General features: G+C 67.4%; 20 protein-coding genes and 1 tRNA gene. 12 read left to right on the top strand and 9 right to left on the bottom strand.

What is annotated here, in order from left to right; translation table 11 throughout:
• The first annotated feature begins 55 nt into the window (after nucleotides 1-55).
• The 8 genes from bamA (at nucleotide 56) to RF701_RS03125 (ending at nucleotide 11,293) form a co-directional block, all read left to right on the top strand.
• On the top strand, nucleotides 56-2,800 hold the full coding sequence (gene bamA / locus RF701_RS03090) for an outer membrane protein assembly factor BamA (protein WP_308814053.1): 2,745 nt from the start codon (nucleotides 56-58) through the stop codon (nucleotides 2,798-2,800).
• Nucleotides 2,800-3,522 (top strand): OmpH family outer membrane protein, encoded by a 723-nt coding sequence (locus RF701_RS03095; protein ID WP_210358884.1) that lies wholly within the window; start codon nucleotides 2,800-2,802, stop codon nucleotides 3,520-3,522. The genes bamA and RF701_RS03095 overlap by 1 nt, the downstream gene beginning before the upstream one ends.
• A 53-nt stretch (nucleotides 3,523-3,575) precedes the next feature.
• Nucleotides 3,576-4,028, top strand: a complete 453-nt coding sequence (gene fabZ / locus RF701_RS03100; protein ID WP_308815604.1) for a 3-hydroxyacyl-ACP dehydratase FabZ — start codon at nucleotides 3,576-3,578, stop codon at nucleotides 4,026-4,028.
• 100 nt (nucleotides 4,029-4,128) lie between these two features.
• Entirely contained in the window at nucleotides 4,129-4,362 is a 234-nt protein-coding gene (gene rpmE / locus RF701_RS03105) for a 50S ribosomal protein L31 (RefSeq protein WP_115379900.1), read from the top strand.
• A 54-nt stretch (nucleotides 4,363-4,416) separates the two neighbouring features.
• Nucleotides 4,417-4,728, top strand: coding sequence for a PilZ domain-containing protein (locus RF701_RS03110; protein ID WP_210358885.1), 312 nt, complete (start codon nucleotides 4,417-4,419; stop codon nucleotides 4,726-4,728).
• A 70-nt stretch (nucleotides 4,729-4,798) separates the two neighbouring features.
• The gene (locus RF701_RS03115; RefSeq protein WP_308814054.1) at nucleotides 4,799-6,853 is read left to right on the top strand and encodes a S9 family peptidase; all 2,055 of its coding nucleotides are present in this window, start codon (nucleotides 4,799-4,801) and stop codon (nucleotides 6,851-6,853) included.
• Nucleotides 6,854-6,930: 77 nt separating this feature from the next.
• The gene (locus RF701_RS03120) at nucleotides 6,931-9,621 is read left to right on the top strand and encodes a valine--tRNA ligase (protein WP_308814055.1); all 2,691 of its coding nucleotides are present in this window, start codon (nucleotides 6,931-6,933) and stop codon (nucleotides 9,619-9,621) included.
• A gap of 238 nt (nucleotides 9,622-9,859) precedes the next feature.
• On the top strand, nucleotides 9,860-11,293 hold the full coding sequence (locus RF701_RS03125; protein WP_308814056.1) for an MATE family efflux transporter: 1,434 nt from the start codon (nucleotides 9,860-9,862) through the stop codon (nucleotides 11,291-11,293).
• A gap of 5 nt (nucleotides 11,294-11,298) precedes the next feature.
• Here RF701_RS03125 and RF701_RS03130 read toward each other — a convergent pair whose 3' ends face one another.
• Nucleotides 11,299-12,177, bottom strand: coding sequence for a diacylglycerol kinase family protein (locus RF701_RS03130; RefSeq protein WP_308814057.1), 879 nt, complete (start codon nucleotides 12,175-12,177; stop codon nucleotides 11,299-11,301).
• 82 nt (nucleotides 12,178-12,259) lie between these two features.
• Between RF701_RS03130 and hemB the strand changes: the two genes are divergently transcribed.
• Both hemB and RF701_RS03140 read left to right on the top strand, forming a co-directional pair.
• A complete protein-coding gene (gene hemB, locus RF701_RS03135; RefSeq protein ID WP_308814058.1) occupies nucleotides 12,260-13,252 on the top strand; it encodes a porphobilinogen synthase in 993 nt (330 codons plus the stop codon).
• On the top strand, nucleotides 13,253-15,469 hold the full coding sequence (locus RF701_RS03140; RefSeq protein WP_308814060.1) for a hypothetical protein: 2,217 nt from the start codon (nucleotides 13,253-13,255) through the stop codon (nucleotides 15,467-15,469).
• On the opposite strand, the gene RF701_RS03145 is transcribed toward RF701_RS03140, so the two are convergent.
• Nucleotides 15,466-15,963 (bottom strand): hypothetical protein, encoded by a 498-nt coding sequence (locus tag RF701_RS03145; RefSeq protein ID WP_308814061.1) that lies wholly within the window; start codon nucleotides 15,961-15,963, stop codon nucleotides 15,466-15,468. The two genes, RF701_RS03140 and RF701_RS03145, sit on opposite strands and share 4 nt — an antisense overlap.
• Nucleotides 15,964-16,046: 83 nt before the next feature.
• On the opposite strand from RF701_RS03145, the gene RF701_RS03150 reads away from it, so the two are divergent.
• A tRNA-Arg gene (locus tag RF701_RS03150) sits at nucleotides 16,047-16,123 on the top strand.
• 185 nt (nucleotides 16,124-16,308) lie between these two features.
• Complete coding sequence (locus tag RF701_RS03155; protein ID WP_308814062.1) at nucleotides 16,309-17,277, top strand: bile acid:sodium symporter family protein; 969 nt, start codon at nucleotides 16,309-16,311, stop codon at nucleotides 17,275-17,277.
• Here RF701_RS03155 and RF701_RS03160 read toward each other — a convergent pair.
• Genes RF701_RS03160 through RF701_RS03190 form a run of 7 tightly spaced genes read right to left on the bottom strand, consistent with a single transcriptional unit; the run spans nucleotide 17,267 to nucleotide 24,647 of the window.
• Entirely contained in the window at nucleotides 17,267-18,016 is a 750-nt protein-coding gene (locus tag RF701_RS03160) for a 3'(2'),5'-bisphosphate nucleotidase CysQ (protein WP_210358892.1), read from the bottom strand. The genes RF701_RS03155 and RF701_RS03160 overlap by 11 nt on opposite strands.
• Complete coding sequence (gene cysN / locus RF701_RS03165) at nucleotides 17,998-19,911, bottom strand: sulfate adenylyltransferase subunit CysN (RefSeq protein WP_308814063.1); 1,914 nt, start codon at nucleotides 19,909-19,911, stop codon at nucleotides 17,998-18,000. Before cysN ends, RF701_RS03160 begins: the two co-directional genes overlap by 19 nt.
• A complete protein-coding gene (gene cysD / locus RF701_RS03170) occupies nucleotides 19,911-20,849 on the bottom strand; it encodes a sulfate adenylyltransferase subunit CysD (protein WP_282596533.1) in 939 nt (312 codons plus the stop codon). Before cysD ends, cysN begins: the two co-directional genes overlap by 1 nt.
• Nucleotides 20,850-20,882: 33 nt before the next feature.
• Nucleotides 20,883-21,101: a hypothetical protein gene (locus RF701_RS03175; protein ID WP_203309912.1), complete on the bottom strand. Its 219-nt coding sequence runs from the start codon at nucleotides 21,099-21,101 to the stop codon at nucleotides 20,883-20,885.
• A 53-nt stretch (nucleotides 21,102-21,154) separates the two neighbouring features.
• A complete protein-coding gene (locus RF701_RS03180) occupies nucleotides 21,155-22,417 on the bottom strand; it encodes an N-succinylarginine dihydrolase (protein WP_308814064.1) in 1,263 nt (420 codons plus the stop codon).
• Between the two features lie 5 nt (nucleotides 22,418-22,422).
• The gene (locus tag RF701_RS03185; protein WP_203309914.1) at nucleotides 22,423-23,442 is read right to left on the bottom strand and encodes an arginine N-succinyltransferase; all 1,020 of its coding nucleotides are present in this window, start codon (nucleotides 23,440-23,442) and stop codon (nucleotides 22,423-22,425) included.
• On the bottom strand, nucleotides 23,439-24,647 hold the full coding sequence (locus tag RF701_RS03190; protein ID WP_374758585.1) for a hydrolase: 1,209 nt from the start codon (nucleotides 24,645-24,647) through the stop codon (nucleotides 23,439-23,441). The genes RF701_RS03185 and RF701_RS03190 overlap by 4 nt, the downstream gene beginning before the upstream one ends.
• Between the last annotated feature and the right edge of the window lie 25 nt (nucleotides 24,648-24,672).

Raw genomic sequence — 24,672 nt, forward strand, 5'->3', positions numbered from 1 at the left:
GGCTTGCGCCCGGGCCTTGTCGCCTGATGTATTTGGGGTGGGTTGAGTGACCGCGATGAAGAGTTCCAAGTTCGCGCAGACGGGTGCGCTGCTGCTGGCCGGCACCGTCCTGTCGGGCGTACCCGCGATGGCCCAGACCGCTCCTGCCGCCGCGCCCACGCCGCAGGCGACGCCCGCGGCCGGTGCGCAGGGCAAGGCGCCGGCGACCACGGCCGCCCCGCAGGCGCAGCGGATCATCAAGACGCTGCGCGTCGAGGGATCGCAGCGCATCGAGCCGGAAACGGTGCTTTCCTATACCAAGCTGCGCGTCGGCATCCCGTACACCGCGGAAACGCTCGACCAGGCCTTGAAGGACCTCCAAGCCTCCGACCTGTTCGTCGATTATACCATCTCCGGCGTGGAGAGCGGCGACATCGTCGTCCGCGTGCGCGAGAATCCGATCATCAACCGCGTGATCCTCGAGGGGAACAAGGCGCTCAAGAGCGACAAGATCACCAAGGAGATCAAGCTCGCGCCGCGTCAGATCTTCACGCGTACCGCGGTGCGCCAGGACGTCGCGCGCATCATCGAACTGTTCCGCCGCCAGGGCCGATTCGCCGCGGTCGTCAGCCCGAAGATGGTCAACCTCGACCAGAATCGCGTCGACGTCGTGTTCGAGATCACCGAGGGGCCGAAGTCCAAGGTTCGCCAGATCAACATCATCGGCAACGAGGTGTTCAGCGACGACAAGCTGCGCGGTGAGATGGCGACCAAGCAGTCGCGCTGGTTCCGGCTGCTGTCGTCGAACACGAGCTATGACCAGGACCGCCTGAACTACGACCAGCAGAAGCTGCGCCAGTTCTACCTGACGCAGGGTTATGCCGATTTCCGCGTGACCAGCGCGGTCGCCGAGCTGACGCCCGACAAGCGGGACTTCATCATCACCTACGTGGTCGAGGAGGGTAAGCGCTACAAGTTCGGCGACGTGACCGTCGACAGCGAGATCCGCGACTTCGACAACAAGAAGCTCGCCTCCTCGCTGCCGGTCAAGAAGGGCGACTGGTACAACGCCAAGCTGGTGGAGGATTCGATCGACCAGCTGAGCGAAGCCGCCGGCCTGTTCGGCTATGCCTTCACGCAGGTCGACCCGGAATACAACCGCGACCCCGAAACGCTGACGATGGGGCTGAACTTCCACATCGGGCAAGCGCAGCGCACCTATGTCGAGCGGATCGAGATCAACGGCAATACGCAGACGCAGGACAAGGTCGTCCGCCGCGAAATCCGCCTGGCGGAGGGTGACGCGTTCAACAGCTTCCAGGTGAAGCGCTCGCAGGATCGCATCAACTCGCTGGGCTTCTTCCAGGACAAGATGGAGATCAAGCAGAACCCCGGTTCGTCGCCCGATCGCGTCGTGCTGGAAACCAATCTCGAGGAAAAGTCGACCGGCGAGCTTCAGCTGTCGCTCGGCTATTCCAGCCTCGAGCGGTTTATCGTCCAGGCGAATATCACGCAGCGCAACTTCCGCGGCAAGGGGCAGGAGCTGCGCGCCGGCGTCAACTATTCGGTCTACTCGAAGTCGATCGAGCTGGGCTTCACCGAGCCCTATCTGTTCGACAAGAACGTCGCCGTCGCCGTCGACGTCTTCCGGCGCGACTATAATTCGTTCAACTACATCGGGACGCAGCGGCAGACGACCTATTCGCAGGTGTCGACCGGCTTCCAGGTCCGTGCGGGCGTGCCGCTCACCGAATATTGGCAGCTCGCGGGACGGTACGGCCTGTCGTACGATCAGGTCGGTCTCGACCAGGCGACCTATTTCACCAACGGCGCCTGCGATCCGCTCAAGGCCGGCCGTTACCTCTGCGAGGCGATCGGCAATCGCTGGACGTCGTCGATCGGCTATTCGCTGATCTACGACAGCCTCAACAGCCGCCTGCGTCCGACCGCCGGGCAGCGCTTCACCTTCAGCCAGGACTTCGCCGGCCTGGGTGGCGACGTGAAGTATATCCGCACCCGCGCCGAAGGCTCCAAATTCTGGGGCCTGGGCAAGGGCTTCGTCTTCTCGACGCTGGCCGAGGGCGGATACATCAAGTCGCTTGAGGGCAGCCGCGGGCCCGGCATCGATCCGGTGCGCATCACCGATCGCTGGTACCTCGGCGAACCGCAGTTCCGCGGCTTCGACATCCGCGGCGTCGGCCCGCGCGTGACGCGCCAGGCCTATACGACGGATGCGAACGGCAAGCAGGTGCTGGTCACCGACCGCAACCAGCTGGTCGACGACGCGCTGGGCGGCACGGCCTATTATCTTGCCCGTGCGGAGCTCGAGCTGCCGCTCGGCGCCGGCGCGCGCGAGCTTGGCCTGCGCCCGTCGATTTACATCCAGGCGGGCAGTCTGTGGGGGCTGACGCGGCCGCTGCCGACCGCCAGCTTCCCGACGGTCACCGACGCGAACGGCAACGTCACGGTGCTGCCGATCCAGCGGCTTCTCGTCGACGGATCGGGCAACCAGATCTACATCGTGCCGGCGACCGCCACGTCGAACGCCGGTCTCGCGACGACCTGCTCGATCGGTTACGCCGCCACCGTCGGCGCGCCGTGCGTCGGTTCCTCGACCAACAGCCTCGCCTACCAGTCGCCGATTGCTCCGTTCAAGGAAACCTATTACGGCTCGACGGCCCTGCCGCGCGTGTCCGTCGGTATCGGCGTCAACTGGAATTCGCCGTTCGGCCCGCTGCGCATCGATCTTGCCAAGGCGATCGTCAAGCAGCCGGGTGACGACCCCAAGCTCATCACCTTCAACGTAGGGACTCAGTTCTAATGAAGACCATGACCAAGACCTCGCTCGCGGCGCTCGCCGGTGCCGCCGCCGCGCTGGTCGCGGGCGGCGCCATGGCGCAGACGGCGGGCATCGCCACCGTCCAGCCCGATGCGGTGATCCTGAGCGCGAAGGCGTTCGACGCGGCGAACCAGCAGATCTCGACCACCTACAAGTCGCAGCTGGATCAGGCTTCGCAGCAGCAGACCGCGCTGAACACGCAGCTGCGCGCCCTGCTCGACACGAACAAGGACGGCCAGGTCAGCCAGGCTGAGCTGCAGGCGGCGCAGACGCCGAACAGCGCCATCGGCAACCAGGTCCGCGCCGCGCAGGAAAAGGCGGAACCGCAGATCGAATCGCTGCAGCGTCCCGCGACGCTGGCGCAGGCCTATGCGATCGAGCAGATCTCGCAGAAGTATGACGCCGCGCTGCGCGCCGTCGTCACCGCGAAGAAGATCAACATCGTCCTGACGCCCGGCGCAATCCAGTACGCCCCCGCGTCGACCGACGTGACGCGCGACGTGATCGCGGAGATCGACCGTTCGACCCCGACCGTGCCGGTCACGCCGCCCGCCAACTGGCAGCCGACGCAGGAGACGGTGCAGCTGCTCCAGCAGTATCGTCAGATCGTCGCCGCCAATGCGCAGCGTCGTGCGCAGGCCGCTCCGGCCGCCGGCACCCCCGCCGCGCCGGCTCCGGCGGGCAAGGCGCCGACGGGTCGCTGAGCGTCGCACCGGTGAGCGATAGCGATACGACCACCGGCGCGGCCAAGGGCGCCATGACCACGTACGACGTGACGAAGGTCATGGCGGCCCTGCCGCACCGTTACCCGATGCTGCTCGTCGACCGGGTCGAGGAATTGGTCCCCGACCAGTCGATCGCCGCGATCAAGGCGGTGACGATCAACGAGGGCTTCTTCCAGGGGCATTTCCCCGGCCGTCCGATCATGCCGGGCGTGCTGATCGTCGAGGCGTTGGCACAGGCGGCGGGCGTGCTCGCGGTCGAGAGCCTGGGCCTCGCCGGCTCGGGCAAGCTCGTCTATTTCATGGCGATCGACGGGGCGAAGTTCCGCAAGCCGGTCGAGCCCGGCGTGCTGCTCCGGCTGGAAGTCTCGTTCGTCCAGAAGCGCGCGAGCGTCTGCAAGTTCGCCGGCGTCGCGAAGATCGACGGACAAGTCGTCGCGGAAGCCAATTTCACGGCGATGATCGCCGATCCGCCCGCCAAGGGCTGACACAGACCTTGTACGACCTTTGACAAAAGGCTGCGTGCCGTTTAGGGGCGCCGCCTTCCCCACAGGCTGGTCGGAACCAGCCGCTTCGAGGACAAGTGACATGAAGGCCGATACCCACCCCGACTACCATATGATCAAGGTGCAGATGACCGACGGCACCGTGTTCGAGACCCGCTCCACCTGGGGCAAGGAAGGCGACACGATGCAGCTCGACATCGATCCGCTGGCGCATCCGGCCTGGACCGGCGGTCGCGGCACCATGCTCGACGCGGGTGGTCAGGTCGCGCGGTTCAACAAGCGCTTCGGCGGCGGTCTCACCCTGCGCAAGGGCTGAGCGCCACGTTCATCGTCAACGCGGCATTAACCGCTCCGGACCTAAGGTCGGGTCATGTTTGCCGCGGAATATGAAGATGCCGAATTCAACGGCCGGCGCCGCGCCCCGCGTGCGCCGGTTTCGTTGGATGCGCATATCGGCAAGGCGGCGCGGACGCTGTGCAAGGTCGTCGATATCTCGATCCACGGCGCCCGGCTGCAGACCTATTCCGCCCTCAAGAAGGGGGCCACCATCTGGCTGACGCTGCCCGAAGGCGGGTCGGTGGCGGCCGACGTCATGTGGGCGGATGATTTCGTCGCGGGTTGCCAGTTCCACAAACCACTCGAGATGGACGTTTTCGATCGCCTCCTGGCGATGCAGCGCTAGGCGCGCGATCGTCAGGAACGGCTCGGCTGACGCGTTGCCCCGAAGCGCGCCTTCTGCTTAATCGTGCGGCATGAAGATGCTGCTTTCCGCGAGCCTGCTCGCTCTCGCCCCCGCCGTCCTCGCACCGTCCCCCGCGGATGCCCGCCAACTGACGATCGAGGATGTCACGATGCTGCGCCGCATCGGCGCGCCGACCGCATCGCAGGACGGTCGCTGGCTGGTATGGGCGCAGCGCGAGACTGATATCGCCGCGGACCGCGGGCGGTACGACCTGTGGCGGCTGGATCTGCGGCGAAAGGGCGCGGCGCCGGAAAAGCTGGTCGGCGAACCTGATGTCGACGAGAACTCGCCGCAGGTCGTCGGCGACACCGTCTATTATACCGCCAACAAGGGTGGCGAGGACGCGATCTGGGCCGTGCCGGTCGCTGGCGGGACGCCGCGCAAGCTGACGGATTTCCGCGGCGGCTTCGGCGGGTTCAAGGTCGCGCCGACCGGCGACCGCATCGTCGTCTGGGCGGATCGCAAGCCCAACGCGCCCAGCCTCGAGCCCGCGGTCGAGAAGAAGGCCGCCGACGCCGGCGCGGCACGCGTCTACGACAAGATGTTCGTTCGCCACTGGGACAGCTGGGCCGACGGCACGCATTCGCAGCTGTTCGTGCTGCCGCTCGGTCCGGACGGCGCGCCGGGCAATGGCGTCGCGGTCGAGCACGGGCTCGACGGCGACACGCCGTCCCGACCCTTCGGCGGCGGGGAGGAATTATCGTGGAGCGCGGACGGTCGCACGCTGTATTTTGCGCTGCGCGTCGCGGGCACCACCGAACCCTTGTCGACCAATCTCGACATCTGGTCGGTGCCGGCCGACGGCTCATCGGCACCCGTCAACCTGACCGAGGCGAACAAGGCCACCGACACGTTGCCGACGGTGTCGCCGGACGGCAAGTCGCTCGCCTGGGTCGCGATGCGGCGGCCAGGCTATGAGGCGGACCGACAGGTGCTGATGCTGCGCGATGTCGCCAGTGGTCAGGTTCGCGCGCTGACGGAGGGCTGGGACCGTTCTGTCGGCTCGATCACCTGGTCGCCCGATTCGAAGCGCATCTACGTCACCGCGCAGGATACGCAGGAAATGCCGCTCTGGGCGGTGGATCCGAAGTCGGGCAAGGTCGAGCGTCTGACGCAGCAGGGCCATGTCTCCGCCGTCGCGGCAACGCCGGCGGGCGCGGTCGTCGCGCTCAACAGCCTCACCGCGCCGGATGACTTCTACGCGATCGCCGGTCGCGGCAAGCCGCGGCGCCTGACCAGCGTCAACGCCGACCGTCTGGCGGGTATCGACATGCCGACGGTGACGCGGTTCAGCTTCACCGGGGCGAACGCCGATACCGTCTGGGGCTATGTGGTGAAGCCCGCTGGCGCGACCGGCAAGGTCCCCGTCGCCTATATGGTGCACGGCGGCCCGCAGGGATCGAGCGACAACAGCTGGTCCTATCGCTGGAATCCGGCGGTGTTCGCCGGGGCGGGCTACGGCCTCGTCGCGGTCGATTTTCACGGGTCCACCGGTTACGGCCAGGCCTTCACCGACGCGATCCGCAACAATTGGGGCGGATGGCCGCTGGAGGACCTGCAGAAGGGGCTCGCCGCCGCGACCGCGAAGTTCGGCTGGCTCGACGGCGACAAGGCCTGCGCGCTCGGCGCGTCCTACGGCGGCTACATGATGAACTGGTTCGAGGGTCGCTGGCCCGACCGGTTCAAGTGCATCGTCCAGCACGACGGCGTCTTCGATGCGCGCGCCATGGCCTATGAGACCGAGGAGCTGTGGTTCGACACCTGGGAACATGGCGGCAAGACCTATTTCCAGGATCCGGCCGCCTATGAGAAGTGGAATCCGGTCAACTACGTCACCGCGTGGAAGACGCCGATGCTGGTCATCACCGGCGAAAAGGACTTCCGCATCCCCTATACGCAGGGCCTGGCGGCTTTCACCGCGTTGCAGCTGCGCGACGTGCCGTCGCGGCTCGTCGTCAATCCCAACGAGAACCACTGGGTGCTGAAGCCGAGGAACTCCCGCCAATGGTATCGCGAGGTGCTCGGCTGGATGGATCGGTGGACGAAGGACGCGCCCGCCCGGTGACGTGGATCGGGCACGACCGCGGCGCATGATCGGTCGGGGGTGACGGGGGCGGCGGCGCTGGCTAAAGCCCGCTCACTATGAGCGAGCTTCCCAAGACCTTCGACCCCGCCGCGATCGAGACCCGCTGGTACGACCATTGGGAGCGCAACGGGCTGTTCCGTCCCGATCGTCCGGGCGCCGAGCCCTGGACGATCGTCAACCCGCCGCCGAACGTCACGGGGTCGCTGCACATCGGCCATGCGCTCGACAACACGTTGCAGGACATCCTGACGCGTCACGCCCGCCTGAAGGGCAAGGATGCGCTGTGGGTGGTCGGCACCGATCACGCCGGGATCGCGACGCAGATGGTCGTCGAGCGCCAGATGGCGGCGACGGGCGAGAAGCGCACCGACTATAGCCGCGAGGACTTTGTCGCCAAGGTCTGGGACTGGAAGGCGGAGAGCGGCGGCGCGATCACGCGCCAGCTGCGCCGGCTCGGCTGCTCGATGGACTGGGCAAACGAGCGGTTCACGATGGATGAGGGCTTTTCGAAGGCCGTGCTCAAGGTCTTCGTCGAACTGCACCGCCAGGGCCTGCTCTATCGCGACAAGCGGCTGGTTAACTGGGATCCCGGCCTCGGCACGGCGATCAGCGACCTGGAGGTCGAGACGCGCGAGATCGCCGGAAAGTTCTGGCGGTTGCGCTATCCGCTGGCCGACGACAGCGGCCATATCGAGGTCGCGACGACGCGGCCGGAGACGATGCTGGCCGACATGGCGGTGGCGGTGCATCCTGACGATGCGCGCTACACCGCACTGATCGGCAAGCAGGTGCGCCTGCCCATCACCGGCCGTCTGATCCCGATCGTCGCGGACGAGCATGCCGATCCCGAACTCGGTTCGGGCGCGGTGAAGATCACGCCGGGCCACGACTTCAACGATTTCGAGGTCGGCCTGCGCGCCGGCATCGCCGCGCGCGACATGCTCAACATGCTCGATGCCAGGGCTCAGGTCGTCCAGACCGCTGATGGCCTGATTCCGGCCGATTTCCTCGGCCTGTCGACGGCGGACGCGCGCAAGGCGGTGGTCGCGCGGCTGAAGGACGAGAATGTCCTCATCCCGCACGTCGACAAGGACGGCAACGAGCACGACGCCGAGCCCCGTACGATCCAGACGCCCTTCGGCGACCGGTCGGGCGTGGTGATCGAGCCGTGGCTGACCGACCAATGGTATGTTGACGCCGCCACGCTCGCCAAGCCGGCAATCGAAGCGGTGCGGAACGAAACCATAAAGATCGTCCCCAAGACTTGGGAGAAGACTTTCTTCAACTGGATGGAGAACATCCAGCCGTGGTGCGTCAGCCGGCAATTGTGGTGGGGTCACCGCATTCCCGCCTGGTATGCCGACGACGGCCGCGTCTTCGTGGCGGAGACAGAAGAGGAGGCGCAGGCGGAGGCGGGGGACGGTGTCGCGCTGATCCGCGATCCCGACGTGCTCGATACCTGGTTCTCATCGGCGCTGTGGCCGTTCGCGACAATGGGGTGGCCGGATCAGAGCGATCCGACGCTCGGCGGCCGCTATCCCAACGACGTGCTCATCTCCGGCTTCGACATCCTGTTCTTCTGGGATGCGCGGATGATGATGCAGGGCCTTCACTTCATGAAGGACGTGCCGTTCCGCACGCTCTACCTGCACGGGCTGGTCCGCGCCGCCGATGGCGCCAAGATGTCGAAGTCGAAGGGGAATACCGTCGATCCGCTCGGCCTGATCGACCGATATGGTGCCGACGCGCTGCGCTTCTTCATGGCGGCGATGGAAAGCCAGGGCCGCGACATCAAGATGGATGAGAAGCGGGTCGAAGGCTATCGCAACTTCGCGACCAAGCTGTGGAACGCCGCGCGCTTCTGCCAGGCCAACGGCATCGTCGGCGCGCAAAGCCCCGCCGTCCCGGCCGCGACGCTGCCGGTGAACGTCTGGATCATCGGCGAGACGATTCAGGCGGTGCAGGCGGTCGACCTCGCGCTCGCCGACTATCGCTTCGATGGCGCCGCGAACGCTGTCTATCAGTTCGTCTGGAGCCGGTTCTGCGACTGGTATCTCGAACTGATCAAGCCGACGCTGAACGAGGATGCCGCAACCCAGCCGCAGCATGCCGAGGAGACGCGCCGGGTCGCCGGCTGGGTGCTCGACCAGATCCTGGTGATGCTCCACCCGTTCATGCCCTTCATCACCGAGGAGCTGTGGCATGCGATGGGCCCGCGCGACGCGGACCTGATCGTAGCGCCATGGCCCGAGGTGGATGCCCGATCGATCGACCAGCAGGCGATCGCCGACATCCAATGGCGCATCCGCCTGATCGGAGAGGTGCGCGCGGCCAAGAACGAGTTGGGCATCGCGCCCGGCACCATGCTGCGCGCTTATGTCCGCGACGCCAGCGCCGAGACGGCGAACAGGATCAATGGTGCCTACACCACGCTGCGCAAACTCGCGCGCCTCGAGGAGGTGTCGATGAAGCCCGCGCCGGCGGGGGCGGCGATCCAGATCGTCGTGGACGAGGCGACCTACATCATTCCACTGGATGGCGTGATCGACATTGATGCCGAGCGGGCGCGCCTGACCAAGGGGATCGCCGCAGCCGAAAAGGAACGCGACGCGCTTGCGGGGCGCCTCGGCAACCCGAGCTTCGTCGAACGCGCCAAACCCGAGGCGGTCGAGAAGGCCCGCACCGATCACGCGGAAAAGGCGGCGGAAGCCGAGCGCCTGTCGGCGGCACTGGCCCGGCTGGGGTAAACGGGGGGGGGGCTCGTCACCCCGGACCTGATCCGGGGACCATCGATCCACGGGCACATCGGGCGCGGTTTGGTTGCTAGAATAGCCTCATGCGGCCCAAAGCGGTCGGGGTTTGGCCCTCCCAACACCCACCGTAACTCCCGCGTCCGCGGGGATGACGGCGGCATAAGTCCCACCGCTTGCCTTTTCCGCACGCCTCGAACACGTCTGCGCTACCCACCAACCAAAGGCGACCCAGATGGCGAAACCGCAGCGCGACCTGACGAGCGGGCCGATCGGACGCACGCTGTTCCTGTTCGCACTGCCGACGCTCGGCTCCAGCGTCCTCCAGTCGGTCAACGGATCGATCAACGCGATCTGGATCGGGCAGTTGCTGGGCGAACGGGCCCTGGCGGCGACCACCAATGCGGGTCTCGTCATGTTCCTGCTCGTCTCGGCGGTGTTCGGCTTCGGCATGGCCGCGACGATCCTGATCGGCCAGGCGATGGGACGTCGCGATATCGACGCCGTGCGCCGCGTGTTCGGCAGCGCGCTAGGCCTGTTTTCCATCCTGTCCCTGATGGTCGTGGTCGCCGGCTGGCTGCTGGCGCCCGCGATCCTGACCGCGCTGCGCACGCCCGCGGATGCCTATCCGCTCGCGCTCGCCTATCTGCGCGTCATCTTCGTGGCGATGCCGACCGGCTTCCTTTCGGTGCTGGTGACGATGGGACTGCGCGGCACGGGCGATTCGATGACGCCGCTCAAGTTCATGGCGCTGGGCTCGGTGATCGATGTCGCGCTCAATCCGCTCTTCATTCGCGGTTTGGGACCGGTGCCCGCCTTCGGCATATCCGGGTCGGCGATCGCCACCTTCATCGCCAATACCGTGTCGTTCGTGGCGTTGCTTGCCTTCGTCTACCGCCGCGATCTGGTCTTGCGGCTGCGTGGGGCGGAGCTGCGCTACCTTATTCCCGATCCGGCGCTGCTACGGCCCATCGTGACCAAGGGCGTACCGATGGGGTTGCAGATGCTCGTCGTCACGGCATCGGCGCTGGCGATGATCGGGTTGGTCAACGGCTATGGCACCGGTGCGACGGCCGCTTATGGCGCCGCCAACCAATTATGGACGTACATCCAGATGCCGGCGATGGCCGTCGGCGCGGCGGTCAGCGCGATGGTCGCGCAGAATATCGGCGCGGACCGCTGGGACCGCGTCGCGCGGATCACGCGATCGGGCGTGCTGATCAACCTCGGCATGACGCTGACGCTGATATTGGTCGTCACCGTGCTCGATCGCGCGGTGCTCGGCCTGTTCCTGGGAAGCGACTCAAGCTCGATCGACCTCGCCGCGCACATCAATGTCATCGGATCGGCGAGCTTCCTGTTGTTCGGCGTCTCGATGGTGCTCTCGGCCACCGTGCGGGCCAATGGCGCCGTCGTCGGGCCATTGGTGATCCTGGCAATCGCATTGTTTCCGATCCGGCTGGGGCTGGCCTGGACGATGCGGCCAGCCTGGGGTGCGGATGCGATCTGGTGGAGCTTCCCCGCCGGCTCCGCGGCGTCGATGCTGATGACGATCGCCTATTACCGCGCCGGCGGCTGGCGCAAGGGACGCCTCATCCCGCCGCAACGCGGCGAGGCGCAGGCGTTGGCCGACAGCCAGCCGGCCGGGAAGCCGATGCCAACCGGCTGAAAGGGTCAGGCGGGCACCATCACGTCGATGATCCCCGCAGCGATATGCGCGGTGACGGGGGTGTGCGCCAGAAGCTCGCCGTCGATCGAGATCGGCAACGGCGGTTCGGTGGCGATCCGCACCGACTTGCCGCGGAACGTGACGGTATCGTGGTGGCGCACGTCGGAGCCGATGACGCTCGCCGCCCAGTTGCGGACGAGGCGCAGCTTGTAGTTGCCGACCACGGCCTGGACGACGATCTCGCCCGAATCGACCCTGGCGTCGTCGACCAGCCAGGTGCCGCCGTGATAGGGGCCGTTCGAGATGCGCACCTCCGTCACGCGCATGCGCTTCTCGCCGCTGCCGTCGTCGATGATCAGCGTGAACGGCTCGAAGTGCACGAATTGATAGGCGGCCCAGCCGAGATAGCCGACACGCCCGAGCACCTTTTTCAGGCCGTGCGGCACCGTCTCCGCGATCTGCGGGCTGATGCCCATCGCGGCGCAATTGGCGAAATAGTCGCCGTCGATCATGCCGAGGTCGATGCGCCGGCGTCGCCCGTGGCGGATCACGTCGACCGCGCCCTCGACGTCGATCGGGATGCCGAGCGTGCGCGAAAAGCTGTTCGCCGTGCCGAGCGGCAGGACGCCGAGCACGACGCCGCGGCCGACCAGATGATCGACCAGGCCGCTGATCGTGCCGTCGCCCCCGCCCAGCACGACGAGATCGGGACGCTTGTCGAGCGCGCGCTTGAGCGTCGCCTCGAGCTCCTTCGGGTTCTTCACCGCATGCGCGTCGACGGGGAAGGGCAACCCCGACATCGCGGTGCAGGCGCGTTTGAACAGCTTGCGGCCGCGCCGTGACCTTGCGTTGACGATCAGGGCGGCGGAGGCGAATTCGGGCATGGGATCTTCCAACGGTTTCGCCAAAGGTTTCGTGTGCGCAACGCTTGGCAAGCGGCTTGCGATCCCGCATGGCCAATCGGTCATGAACGCTGCCTATCCCGCGCTTCGCCTGCGCCGTACGCGCGCCTCCAGCTGGAGCCGCCGGCTCCATGCCGAAACCGTATTGACGCCTGCCGACCTGATCTGGCCCCTGTTCATCGTCGAGGGGGAGGGCGTCGAGCAGCCGATCGCGAGCCTGCCCGGCGTCTCGCGCTGGTCGATCGACGGTATCGTCGCACGCGCCCGCGAGGCCCGGGCGCTCGGCATCCCCTGCGTCGCGCTGTTCCCCTATACGCCCGCGCATCTCAAGACCGAGGACGGGCGAGAGGCGCTCAACCCCGACAATCTGATGTGTCGCGCGACCCGGGCGATCAAGGACGCGGTGCCGGACCTCGGCGTGCTGACCGATGTCGCGCTGGATCCCTATACCACGCACGGCCACGACGGACTGGTCGATGCGGCGGGCTACGTGCTCAACGATGCGACGGCGGACGTGCTGATCGGCCAGGCGCTGAACCAGGCACGGGCGGGGGCGGACATCGTCGCGCCATCGGACATGATGGACGGCCGCATCGGCATGATCCGCAGCGCATTGGAAGGTGAGAGCGCGCACAACGTCCAGATCATGAGCTATGCCGCCAAATATGCGAGCGGCTTCTACGGCCCGTTCCGCGACGCGGTCGGCAGCCGCGGCCTGCTCAAGGGTGACAAGAAGACGTATCAGATGGACCACGCCAATGCCGAGGAGGCGCTGCGGGAAGTGGCCCTCGACCTGGCGGAGGGCGCGGACAGCGTGATGGTCAAGCCGGGCCTGCCCTATCTCGACATCATCGTGCGCGTGAAGCAGCGGTTCGAGGTGCCGGTCTTCGCCTATCAGGTGTCGGGTGAATATGCGATGCTCGAGGCGTCCGTGGCCGCCGGTGCGGGCGATCGCGACGCGCTGGTCATCGAGACGCTGATGGCGTTCAAGCGGGCCGGCTGCTCGGGCGTGCTCACCTATCACGCCACGCATGCCGCCCGCCTGCTCGGCGCCTGAGTGAAGTCCCGCGGGGACGTTAGCACGGCCATACTGGGCCGGGCGGGGCGGTCGCTGTTCGTCGCGACCATCCTGCTCGGCTCGTTCCTGCTTTTCCTCGTCCAGCCGATGGTCGCGCGGATGGCCTTGCCGCGTCTGGGTGGCGCGCCGGCGGTGTGGAACTCGGCGATGCTCGTCTATCAGCTGCTGCTGCTCGGCGGATACGCCTATGCGCATGCACTGGCCCGGGTGCGCCCGTGGCTGCAGGCGGCGGTACACCTTGCAATGCTCGCCGTCGGAGCGCTGTGGCTGCCGATCGGGCTGAGCACGGCAAGCCAGCCGGGCGGCGCGGATCCGGTGATCGGCGTGCCGATCCTGCTCGCGGCATCGATCGGCCCGCTATTCTTCGCGGTCTCGGCGCAGGCGCCGCTCGTGCAGCGCTGGTTCGGCCTCGCAGGCGGCACCGATCCCTACGCGCTCTACGCGGCGTCCAACCTCGGCAGCTTCGTCGGGCTGCTCGCCTACCCGCTGCTGGCCGAGCCGTTTCTGTCGCTCCATCACCAGAGCGCCTGGTGGAGCCGCAGCTACGTGGTGCTGGCCCTGCTCGTCATCCTGTGCGCCAGCCGCCTGCCGCGTGCCGAGCGTAATGCTCCCGCCCCGCCGACCAGCCCGCCGGCGCCCCGCACGCGTGTCGCGCACTGGATCGTCCTGTCGCTGGTGCCGTCCGGGCTGATGCTCGCCACGTCGACCTACATCACCACCGATATCGTCGCGATGCCGCTGCTGTGGGTCCTGCCGCTGGGGCTCTACCTGCTGAGCTTCACGATCGCGTTCGCCGCGCGGCGCGACATCGCCGATTTCCTGACGCGGGTCGCGCCGATCACGATCCTGCTCTTCGGCGGCATCATCATCGGCGGGTTCAACACCCAGCCGCTGGCGAACCTCGGTATCGCGCTGGTGCTCCTGTTCATGGCATCGGTCGCGCTGCACACGCAGATGTACCGGCTGCGTCCGGCCGCGGATCGCCTGACGGGATTCTATCTGGCGATGGCGTTGGGCGGTGCGCTTGGCGGGGTCTTCGCCGGTCTCGTCGCGCCGGTGGTGTTCGACTGGACCTATGAATATCCGCTGCTGATCCTCGCGGCGGGTCTGTTGGTGCCGCAGGTCTATCTGACCGGCTGGCTCCGCGATCTGTGGTGGGGGCCGCGGCGGTCGCTCGCCTGGGCGGTCGTGATCACCGCGTGCGCCTTGCTTGTCGCCGCCGCGCTGCTCGATCCCGAAGGGCGGTTTGCCGAGCGGCATCAGGGCATCGCCTTCGTCCTCGTCGCCGCGGTCGGTCTTGCCGCGATCGGAACGCGGCGGGCCTATGCGCTGGTGCTGGTCTCGTCGCTGATCCTGTTCGGCGGCTGGCGCGCCGTCGAGCTGACGCTCGAGAAGGGCGCGCGCACGCGCAGCTATTTCGGCGTCTACACCATTCGCGACGGCGAAGGGCGGCGCGAGCTCGACCATGGCACCACGGTGCATGGCATCCAGTTGACCGGCAGCCCGCTGCGGGAACGAATGGCGACGACCTATTACGTGCCCGGCTCCGGCATCGGTCAGGCATTGGGGCTCGCTCCGCAGCTCTACGGTCCGGCAGCGCGGATCGGCATCGTCGGGCTGGGGACGGGAACCCTCGCCTGCTATGCGCGGCCAGGCCAGCGCTGGCACTTCTTCGACATCGACCCCGCCGTGGTGACGATAGCGCGCGATTCGGGTCGGTTCACCTACCTTTCGCGCTGCCTGCCCGGTGTCCCGATCGTCCTGGGCGATGCGCGCGTCAGCCTGACCGGGTCGTCACGGGCGAGCCTGGACGTGCTGGCGCTCGACGCTTTCGCCTCCGACGCCATTCCGATGCACCTGATGACGCGGGAAGCCTTCGTGACCTACGGCCGCGTGCTGGCGCCGCACGGTTTGCTGCTGGTGCATATATCCAACCGCTTCCTTGACCTGGAACCGGTCGTCGCCGCGGCCGCACGGGCAAACGGCTGGCATGCCGCGGAATTCTATTATCGACCGTCCCCGCTCGATGCCGAAGCGTCACCCAGCCAGTGGATCGCGCTATCGCGTGACCCGCGGATCATGGCGGTGGTCACGCATGCGGCTCGTGGCTGGCGCCCACTGACCCCACGGCGAGACGTACCGGCATGGACCGACGATTTCTCGTCCATCCTGCCGGTGCTCAAATGGAACCGCTAAGCACGCGCCAGCCGCGCCTGAATGCGGGCGATCGTCTGCGCCTGCCGGTCTGCCTCAGCCGCGATGTTGTCGCGGAGCGATCCGAGCGCCGGATAGGGCGGTGCCAGTTGCGCGCCGCGCTCGGCGGCTAACAGGTCGACATCGGTGAGGAGCGAGGAGGTCTGCGCCCGCCAGTCGTCCAGCTGTGACAGCGCGGTCTGCGCGTCGAGCCAGGGATCGCTGCCGGCGGCCGCGCCGCGGGCGCGATCCGCCGCGCTATCCGCCTTTGCCGCGTCCTCAGCAAAGCCGCGCGCCAGCGATGCAAGCGTCCCGCGCAACACGCCGATCCGCGCATCCAATGCCGGGTCCGGCTTGGCGACCGCAACCTGCACCTTGGGTTCGGCGAACCCCTTTTCCTCGACGGCGCGGGGCGCGAGCGAGGGATAGACGCGTGTGTCCCGCGCGCAACCGGCGAGCGTCAAAGCGGCGAGGGCGAGCAGGGCAGGGGCTTTCATCAGAGCCGTCCTATTGGGCGAAGAAAAAGTGCGCAACGTACTTGCGCGTTTGAAACCGTCTGCTATCAGCGCGCCTCCGGTTGGCGCCCGTAGCTCAGCTGGATAGAGCATCAGACTACGAATCTGAGGGTCGGACGTTCGAATCGTTCCGGGCGCGCCAAAATACCCCGCCAGGTCACCGACCCGGCGGGGTTTTTTGCGTTCGCGGCCTTCCGCAGCGGTTGCACGCTTTGCGCCGTCATGGCTGATCGACGGTCGCGGACACGGCGCATCGAATGTGCCGCATGCAGTCGCCGTGGCGCGCGCCGCACTCGCATCGTCCGGCGAAGCGGGTAAAGCGGGCCGATGCTCCGTCGTCTGCTGTCGCTCTTCGAGCCGTTCATCCTGCTTCTGCTCACTACCGTGCTGCTCGCCTCCATCGTGCCGCCGCGCGGCGCCATGGCGGGGGTCGTGGCGACGGCGGCAGAGGTCGGCATCGTCCTCCTCTTCTTCCTGCATGGCGCCAAGCTGTCGCGCGAGGCGATTTGGCGGGGCGCCCGCAACTGGCGGCTGCATCTCGCGGTGTTTCTGACGACCTTTGCGCTATTCCCGCTGCTTGGCGTCGGATTGCGCCATGTGCCGGGCATCGCGCCGCTCGTCGGCACGGGCCTGTTGTTCCTGACGCTGCTGCCCTCGACGGTGCAGTCCTCGATCGCCTTCACCGCAATCGCGCGCGGCAATGTGGCGGCGGCGGTATGCAGCGCGTCCTTCTCGAATCTGATCGGGATCGTGGTGACGCCGGCGCTCGTCGCGCTGCTGATCGGCGGGATCGGCGGGCAGGGAAGCGGCGTCTCGCTATCCGCGGTGGAGGCGATCGTCTTTCAGCTGCTCGTCCCCTTCGTCGCAGGCCATCTCTTACGACCGTGGATCGGCGGTCTCGTCACGCGGTGGAAGGGGCTGGTCGGCATCGTCGACCGGGGATCGATCCTGCTCGTCGTCTACTCTGCATTCGGTGCGGCGGTGGTCGAGGGGCTGTGGCACAAGGTGTCGGCCGGAGATCTGGCACTGATCGGGGGGCTGTGCGTCGCGCTGCTCGCGCTCGTCCTGGCGATCACCTGGTTCATGGGCCGCATGCTCGGGTTCAGCCGCGAGGATGCGATCGTGCTGTTGTTCTGCGGATCGAAGAAGAGCCTGGCGTCGGGCGTGCCGATGGCCGGCGTACTGTTCGCGCCGGCCCAGGTCGGCGTGGTGCTGTTGCCGGTGATGCTGTTCCACCAGATCCAGCTGATCGCCTGCGCCGTCATCGCCCGGCGCTACGCCGCGCTCAGCGAATAGCCGCGATCGCCGCCAGCACCGATGCCGCCAGTTCGGGCCGGCAGATCAGAAGGTCGGGCAGCAGCGGGTCGGCGCAATTGTAGACGAGCGGGCTGCCGTCGATCCGCGACGCGTGAAGGCCCGCGGCGAGCGCCACCGCGGCGGGGGCGCAATTGTCCCACTCATATTGGCCGCCGTCGTGGAGATAGATATCGGCGCGGCCGTCGACGACCGCCATCGCCTTCACCCCGGCCGAACCCATGCCGTTCTGCGTCGCGGCCAGCGCCGTGCCGACCTGGTGGACGAGGTCGGAGGCGCGCGTGCGGCTCACCACCATCCGCGGGGGCGCGCCGCACGTGGTCGCCGCACGCTGCGCCTGCGCCGTGGTATAGACGCGCCGCTGCGTGGGGACCGCGACAGCGCCGATCGCGGGACGTCCGTCGATCGCCAGTCCGACGTGCACCGCCCAATCGTCGAGCCCCTCGGCATAGTCGCGCGTTCCGTCCAGCGGATCGACGATCCATACCCGCCGCGCGCCGCACCGTGCGCGATCGTCCAGCGACTCCTCGGAGAGGATGAAGTCGTCCGGGCGCGCCGCGCGCAGGCGTTCGATGATTAGCGCGTTGGCGCGCGCATCGCCTGCATCGCCGAGCGCCTTGCCCCGCGCATCGCCGCGCGCCCGGATCGCCAGCAGCAGCTCGCCCGCTTCCTCGGCGATCGCGGCGGCGAGATCGACGTCCGTCACAGCTCGAAACTCCATACGCCCAACACATGCTCGACGATCCGTTCGGCGGCAGCTTCGGCGCTTTCGGTGCGCGTGTCGATCCTGATATCGGGGCGCTCCGGCGCCTCATACGGGCTCGAAATGCCGGTGAAATGCTTGATCTCACCCGCCCGCGCCTTGGCGTACAGGCCTTTGACGTCCCGCGCCTCCGCGTCGGTGAACGGCGTGTCGACGAAGATTTCAACGAACTCACCCGCCGGCAGCAGGCTGCGCACCATCTCGCGTTCGGCGCGAAACGGCGAGATGAAGGCCGTCAGCACGATCAGGCCCGCGTCGCACATCAGCTTCGCCACCTCGCCGACGCGGCGGATGTTCTCGATCCGGTCGGCATCGGCAAAGCCCAGGTCCCGGTTGAGGCCATGGCGGATGTTGTCGCCATCCAGCAGGAAGCTGTGTCGGCCGAGCGCGTGCAGCTTCTTCTCCACCAGGTTCGCGATCGTCGACTTGCCGGAGCCGGATAGGCCGGTGAACCACAGAAGGCGCGGCGACTGCCCCTTCTGACGGGCATGCGCCTCGCGACTGATATGCGTCGACTGCCAGTGCACGTTCTGCGCACGGCGGAGCGCGTGATGGATCATGCCGGCGGCGACCGTGGCGTTCGTCTCGCGATCGATCAGGATGAAGCCGCCCAGGGCGTGGCTCTGCGCATAGGGCGCAAAGACAAGGGCGGCGTCGGTAAAGACTTCCGCGACGCCGATGTCGTTGAGCGCGAGCGTCTTCGCCGACAGATGCGCCTGGGTATTGACGTCGACGACATAGGCCGGCGTCTGCACCGTCGCGCCCACCGTCTGCGTACCCATCTTGAGCCAATAGCCCCGACCGGGGACGAGCGGCGCATCGTTCAGCCAGACGAGGGTAGCTTCGAACTGGGACGCGGCTTCCGGCGGGAAATCCGCCGCCGCGATGACGTCTCCGCGGGAACAATCGACCTCGTCGGCGAGCACCAGCGTCACCGCCTCGCCATCGACGGCGCTGCCGCGATCGCCGTCGAAGGCGACGATGCGCGCGATCGACGTGGTGCGGCCGGACGGCACGATGCGAACCCGGTCGCCGACCCGCACCGAGCCGCCGGCGATCGTTCCGGCAAATCCCCGGAAATCGAGGTTCGGCCGATTGACCCATTGCACCGACATGCGGAACGGCGTCGCTGCCGCCCCATCGGTATCGACCGGTATCGCCTCCAGATGCGTCAGCAGCGCCGGGCCACGGTACCATGGCATGGCGTCGGATCGCGCGGTGATGTTCGCGCCGGTCAGGCCCGACAGGGGAATGGCGGTGAAGCCGGCGATGCCGATGCCGGCGGCGAACGCTGCATAGTCCGCGACGATGTCGTCGAACACCGCCTGGTCATGTCCGACGAGGTCCATCTTGTTGACCGCAAGGATCAGATGCCGGATGCCTATCAGATGGGCGAGGAAGGAATGGCGCCGCGTCTGCGTCAGGATGCCCTTGCGCGCGTCGACCAGGATCACCGCCGCGTCGGCGGTGGAGGCTCCGGTGATCATGTTCCGGGTATATTGCTCGTGCCCCGGCGTGTCCGCGACGATGAACTTGCGTTTCTCGGTCGCGAAGAAGCGATAGGCGACGTCGATGGTGATGCCCTGTTCGCGCTCGGCGGCCAGTCCATCGACGAGCAGCGCGAATTCGATGTTCGTGCCCTGCGTCCCGACGCGGCGGCTGTCGGCCTCGAGCTGACGCAGTTGATCCTCGAAGATCGTCTTGGAATCGTAGAGCAGCCGGCCGATCAGCGTCGACTTGCCGTCGTCGACGCTGCCGCAGGTGATGAAGCGCAGCATCGACTTGGACTGATGCGTGTCGAGATAGGCATGGATATCGGCGGCGATGAGCGCGTCGGGGGTGTAGACCGTCATCAGAAATAGCCCTCGCGCTTCTTCTTCTCCATGCTTGCCGTCTGGTCGTGATCGATCGCGCGGCCCTGGCGTTCGGAGGTCGTCGTCAGCAGCATTTCCTGGATCACCGCCGGCAACGTGTCCGCCGCGCTCTCCACCGCGCCGGTCAGCGGATAGCAGCCGAGCGTCCGGAAACGGATCGAGCGCTCCACCGGTAGTTCGCCGGGCGCGAGCGGGAAGCGATCGTCGTCCACCATCAGTATCAGGCCGTCGCGCTCCACGGTCGGGCGCGGCGCGGCGAAATAGAGCGGAACGATCTCGATCCCTTCACGGAGGATATATTGCCAGATGTCGAGCTCGGTCCAATTGGACAGGGGAAACACGCGGATGCTCTCGCCCCGCCTGATCCGCGCATTGTAGAGGTTCCAAAGTTCCGGGCGCTGCGCCTTGGGGTCCCAGCCCTGGCTTGCGGAGCGGAACGAGAAGATGCGCTCCTTCGCGCGGGCCTTCTCCTCGTCGCGCCGCGCCCCGCCGAAGGCGGCGTCGAACCCGCCGGCCTTCAGCGCCTGCTTGAGGCCTTCGGTCTTCCATAGGTCGGTATGGCGGCTGCCGTGGTCGAACGGATTGATGCCGGCGGCCAGCGCCTCGGGATTACGGTGGACGATCAGCTCCATGCCGGCCGCCGCCGCCGCCTTGTCGCGCAGATCATACATCGCGCGGAATTTCCACGTCGTGTCGACGTGAAGCAGCGGAAATGGCGGTGTCGCGGGGTAGAAGGCTTTCCTGGCGAGATGCAGCATCACCGCCGAATCCTTGCCGACCGAATAGAGCATCACCGGGGATTGGGCCTCGGCGACCACTTCGCGCAGGATGTAGATGCTTTCGGCCTCGAGCCGATCGAGATGCGTGAGCCCGCTCATGCGTGCCGAGATAGTGCCCGCGCGGGCGGGCGCGACCAATTTATCCTGTTGCCCGCAAAAGGTGATGCCACGTCATTCGTGGCGGCGCTGCTCGACCGTGTCGATCAAAATGCCGCCGACCATGAACACCGACAGCGGACAAACCGCAAAGAGCAGCCAGCCGCCGAAACCGGGGTAGAGGTCCAGATAGTGCACTCCGCGCGCGACCGCGCCGGTGGCGAGCGCATAGATGACGAGGAACGCCTCGAACTTCGTCGTGATCGTGAACAGACGCTTCAATCGGAGCCACATGGCAAATCATTAAGCAAGCGCGATGCCAATGACGCAATTCCGCCATTTCCGCCTTAAGCGACGTGGTTAATCGTAAAGCAATCCGACAGGTCCAGCGTGTCCAGCAGCGCCCTGTGCGCGGCCTCGATCGCCGCGACGAGCGCAGGATCGGCAAGCTCGGCGGGGTCGATGGTTTCCGGCCAGCAGCGCCGAACGACGTCTTCGATCAGGGCGATCTTCTCGATGTCCACGAGGAAGCGCGGATCGACTCGAGCGGGGTCCGCGACGACGCGCAGGCGCAGACACGCCGGGCCGCCGCCATTCGCCATGGACTGCTTGACGTCGACCACCTCGACCCGTCGGATCGGCCCGTTGCCGGCGCGATGCCGCTCCAGCCAGCGCCACACGGCCGCATTGGCGCGCGCCTCTGCCGGCACGATCAACGTCGGCCCGTCGCGCGTCGTCACGAGCTGGGCGTTGAAGAGATAGGAGGCGATCGCATCGGCCAGGCTGACCTCGGCCGCCGGGACCTCGACGATCTCTACCGCCGGCATCAGCCGACGCAGATCGGCGTAGAAGGTTTCGCGATCCGCGAAGGCCTGCTCATGCGCGAACAGGACCCGCTCATTCGCCACCGCGACGACGTCGTTGTGGAAGGCGCCCGCCGCGATCGCCGCCGGCGACTGTTCGACGAGCAGCGTCTTTGCCGGATCGAGCGCATGCCGGCGCGCGACGGCGGCGCTGGCCTCCGGATGCTGGCGGGCGGGGAAGGGGCCGCCGGCGATCGTGTAGACGAACACCTCGACGCCAGGGGCGTCATGCGACGAGCATAGGCGCATGTGATTGGCCGCGCCCTCGTCGCCGAAGGGGGGAGGCACCGGCGCGTGGACGGCGAAGGCCGGGTCGGCGAAGGCGAGTCGCAGCTGCGCCAGCGTCTCCGGCCACTCGTGGCTGCGATGCGGCATCGTCTGCAGATTGGCGACCGTCAGGTGACAACGGCCGTCGGCTGCGTCCGGCGCGGGGGACACGGTCGCCGCGTTGGCGGCCCACATCGCAGAGGCGGACATGGCCTGCGCCCGCAGCAGCGGCGCCGCCCGAGCATGATCCGTGGCGAGGCTTGCGAGCCAACGATGGTCGGGTCGCCGATGCGGCAGCAAGATGCCCTGCGTCAGCCCGAGCGCCAGGTTCGCACGCATCTTGGCCAGCCCCTCAAGCGCCGCGGCGCGGGGGTGGGAAATGCGACCGGCATTGTGCGTCGCTGCCAGGTTGCCCGCCGACAGGCCGGCATAATTGTGGCTCGGTCCGACGATCCCGTCGAAATTGATCTCGGTCAGCATGTCTCTCACCACCGCGGCACGTGCAGCACGACGTCATCCTCCCGCACGCCGAGCAGCGCGGCGCAATCGGCGGACAGGACGATATCCTCGCCCACCTCGCGCACGCAGCCGAACGCGCAGCGGAAATCCCGCAGCCGCCCGATCGCGACCAGCGATTCCACGCCGCCCTGGTCGCCGTCGACCGCGACGACACGGCTGGCCATCGCCCCTGCGATCGACCGGACGCGGTCGGTGCGTGCGGTCATCGTCGGTCCGCCATCGAAGATGTCGACGTAATTCTCGAAGTGGAAGCCCTCATTCTCGAGCATCCGCATCGCCGCACGTCCGCTCGGATGCGGCAGGCCGATGGCGCCGCGCGCCGCCTCCGACAGCATGGCGGTGTAGATGGGGTGCTTGGGCATCAGATCGGCGATGAATTGATGGCCGTTGATCGCGTTGAACTGGTCGGCATCCTGGAAGGTCATGCCGAAGAAGCGGCCGGCGAGACCGTCCCAGAAGGGGGATCCGCCCGCTTCGTCGATGACCCCGCGCAGCTCCGCTAGAATACGGTCCGCGAAGCGATCGCGGTGCGCGCGGATGAAAAGATAGCGGCTCCGCGCGAGCAGCAGGCCGAGTCCGCCGGCACGCTCGCCGGGGTGCAGGAACAGACCGCCCACCTCGCACGAGCCCTCGAGATCCGTGGTGAGCGTCAGCATCTCCGCGCGGAAGGTGCGGCCGAGTTCGCGGCTATGCTGCGTCAGCGTGCCGATGCGATAGCTGTAGAACGGATGCTGCTGGCCGACCTGGGTGAAGATCTGGCTGGTCCCGCGCACCTCGCCCGTCGCGGCATTTTCGAGGATCAGCACGAAAAGTTCGTCGGCGACGGGCCCGCCGTCGTTAGAAATCGCCGCCTCGCTCCGCTCCAGCTTGGCGCGCAACGCCTTACGATCCGGGGGCAGGTTGGTGAATCCGCCACCGGTGAGCTTGGCCATTTCATAGAGGTGCGGCAGGTCGCGACCGTTCGCGGCGCGGATGCGGAAGGTCATGCGTGGCCCCTTGCGATGATGCGGCGGATCGTCAGGATCGACAGCGCAGCGCGCTCGACCAGACTGTCCGCGATCAGGAATTCCTCGGCGGAATGGATCGCGCCGCCGCGTACGCCCATCGTGTCGACGACGGGCACGCCCGCCGCGGCGATATTGTTGCCGTCGCATACGCCGCCGGTGGCCCGCCAGGCGATCGGAAGGCCGAGCGCGCCGCCCGCTTCCGCGACGGTGGCAAAGAGACGCTCGCTGCCGGCGTCCATCGGTTTTGGCGGACGATTGAAGCTGCCGTGGAGGGCGATGTGCACGTCATGCTCCGATCCTATCGACGCGATCGCATCGCGGACGGTCGTCTCCGCGCGCGCAATGGCGGCCGGGTCACGTGGGCGGAAGTTGACGCGCAGCACCGCCAGATCCGGTACCACGTTGTTGGGACCGCCGCCGTCGATCCGGGCGGGATTGACGCTCAGGCCATCGCCGCGCGCCTCCGCCAGCCGCACGGCGATCGCCGCCGCGGCGACGATCGCGTTTCGCCCCTCCTCGGCATTGCGGCCGGCATGCGCCGCGCGGCCACGCACGACGATCGAGAAATTGCCGGTCCCGCCCCGCGCGCCTGCCAGCGTCCCGTCCGGCAGCGCCGGCTCGTACGTCAGCGCCGCGACCTTTCCGCGCGCCGCCTCGGCGAGCAGCGCCGATGACGAAAGCGATCCGGTTTCCTCGTCGGAATTGATCACCACGGCATAGCCGAGCCTTGCCGCGTCGGGATCGCGCTCGATGGCCGCGAGCGCCGCGAGCAGGACGCAGAGCCCGCCCTTCATATCCGCAACGCCAGGCCCGTTGACGGTGCCGTCGCTACGATGGGTCACCGCCTGGAACGGGTGATCGGCCGGATAGACGGTATCCATGTGGCCCGTGAACAGCATCTGCACGGGCGCGTCGGGGCGCACGGCGAGATACAGGTGGCGGCCGTGCGAAAGCGCCGCGACCTTGCCATCCGTGCCCACCGTGTCGACCGGCGCCGGCTCCATCAGCCTCGTCTCGCCCGGGAGCACCGCGAAGGCATCCGCCAGCAGGGCGGCCATCCGGGCCAGCCCGGCAAGGTTGCGCGTCCCGCTATTGATGGCCGCCCATTCGCACGTCCTGGCCAACATAGCCGGGCCGTCGAGGGCCGCGATCACAGCCCGCGCCTCGTCCGTCATTCTCTCCATCGCCGCCTGCTAGCCGAGGCGGCGT

Source organism: Sphingomonas sp. GV3 (genome assembly GCF_031082075.1).
GTDB lineage: Bacteria > Pseudomonadota > Alphaproteobacteria > Sphingomonadales > Sphingomonadaceae > Sphingomonas > Sphingomonas beigongshangi.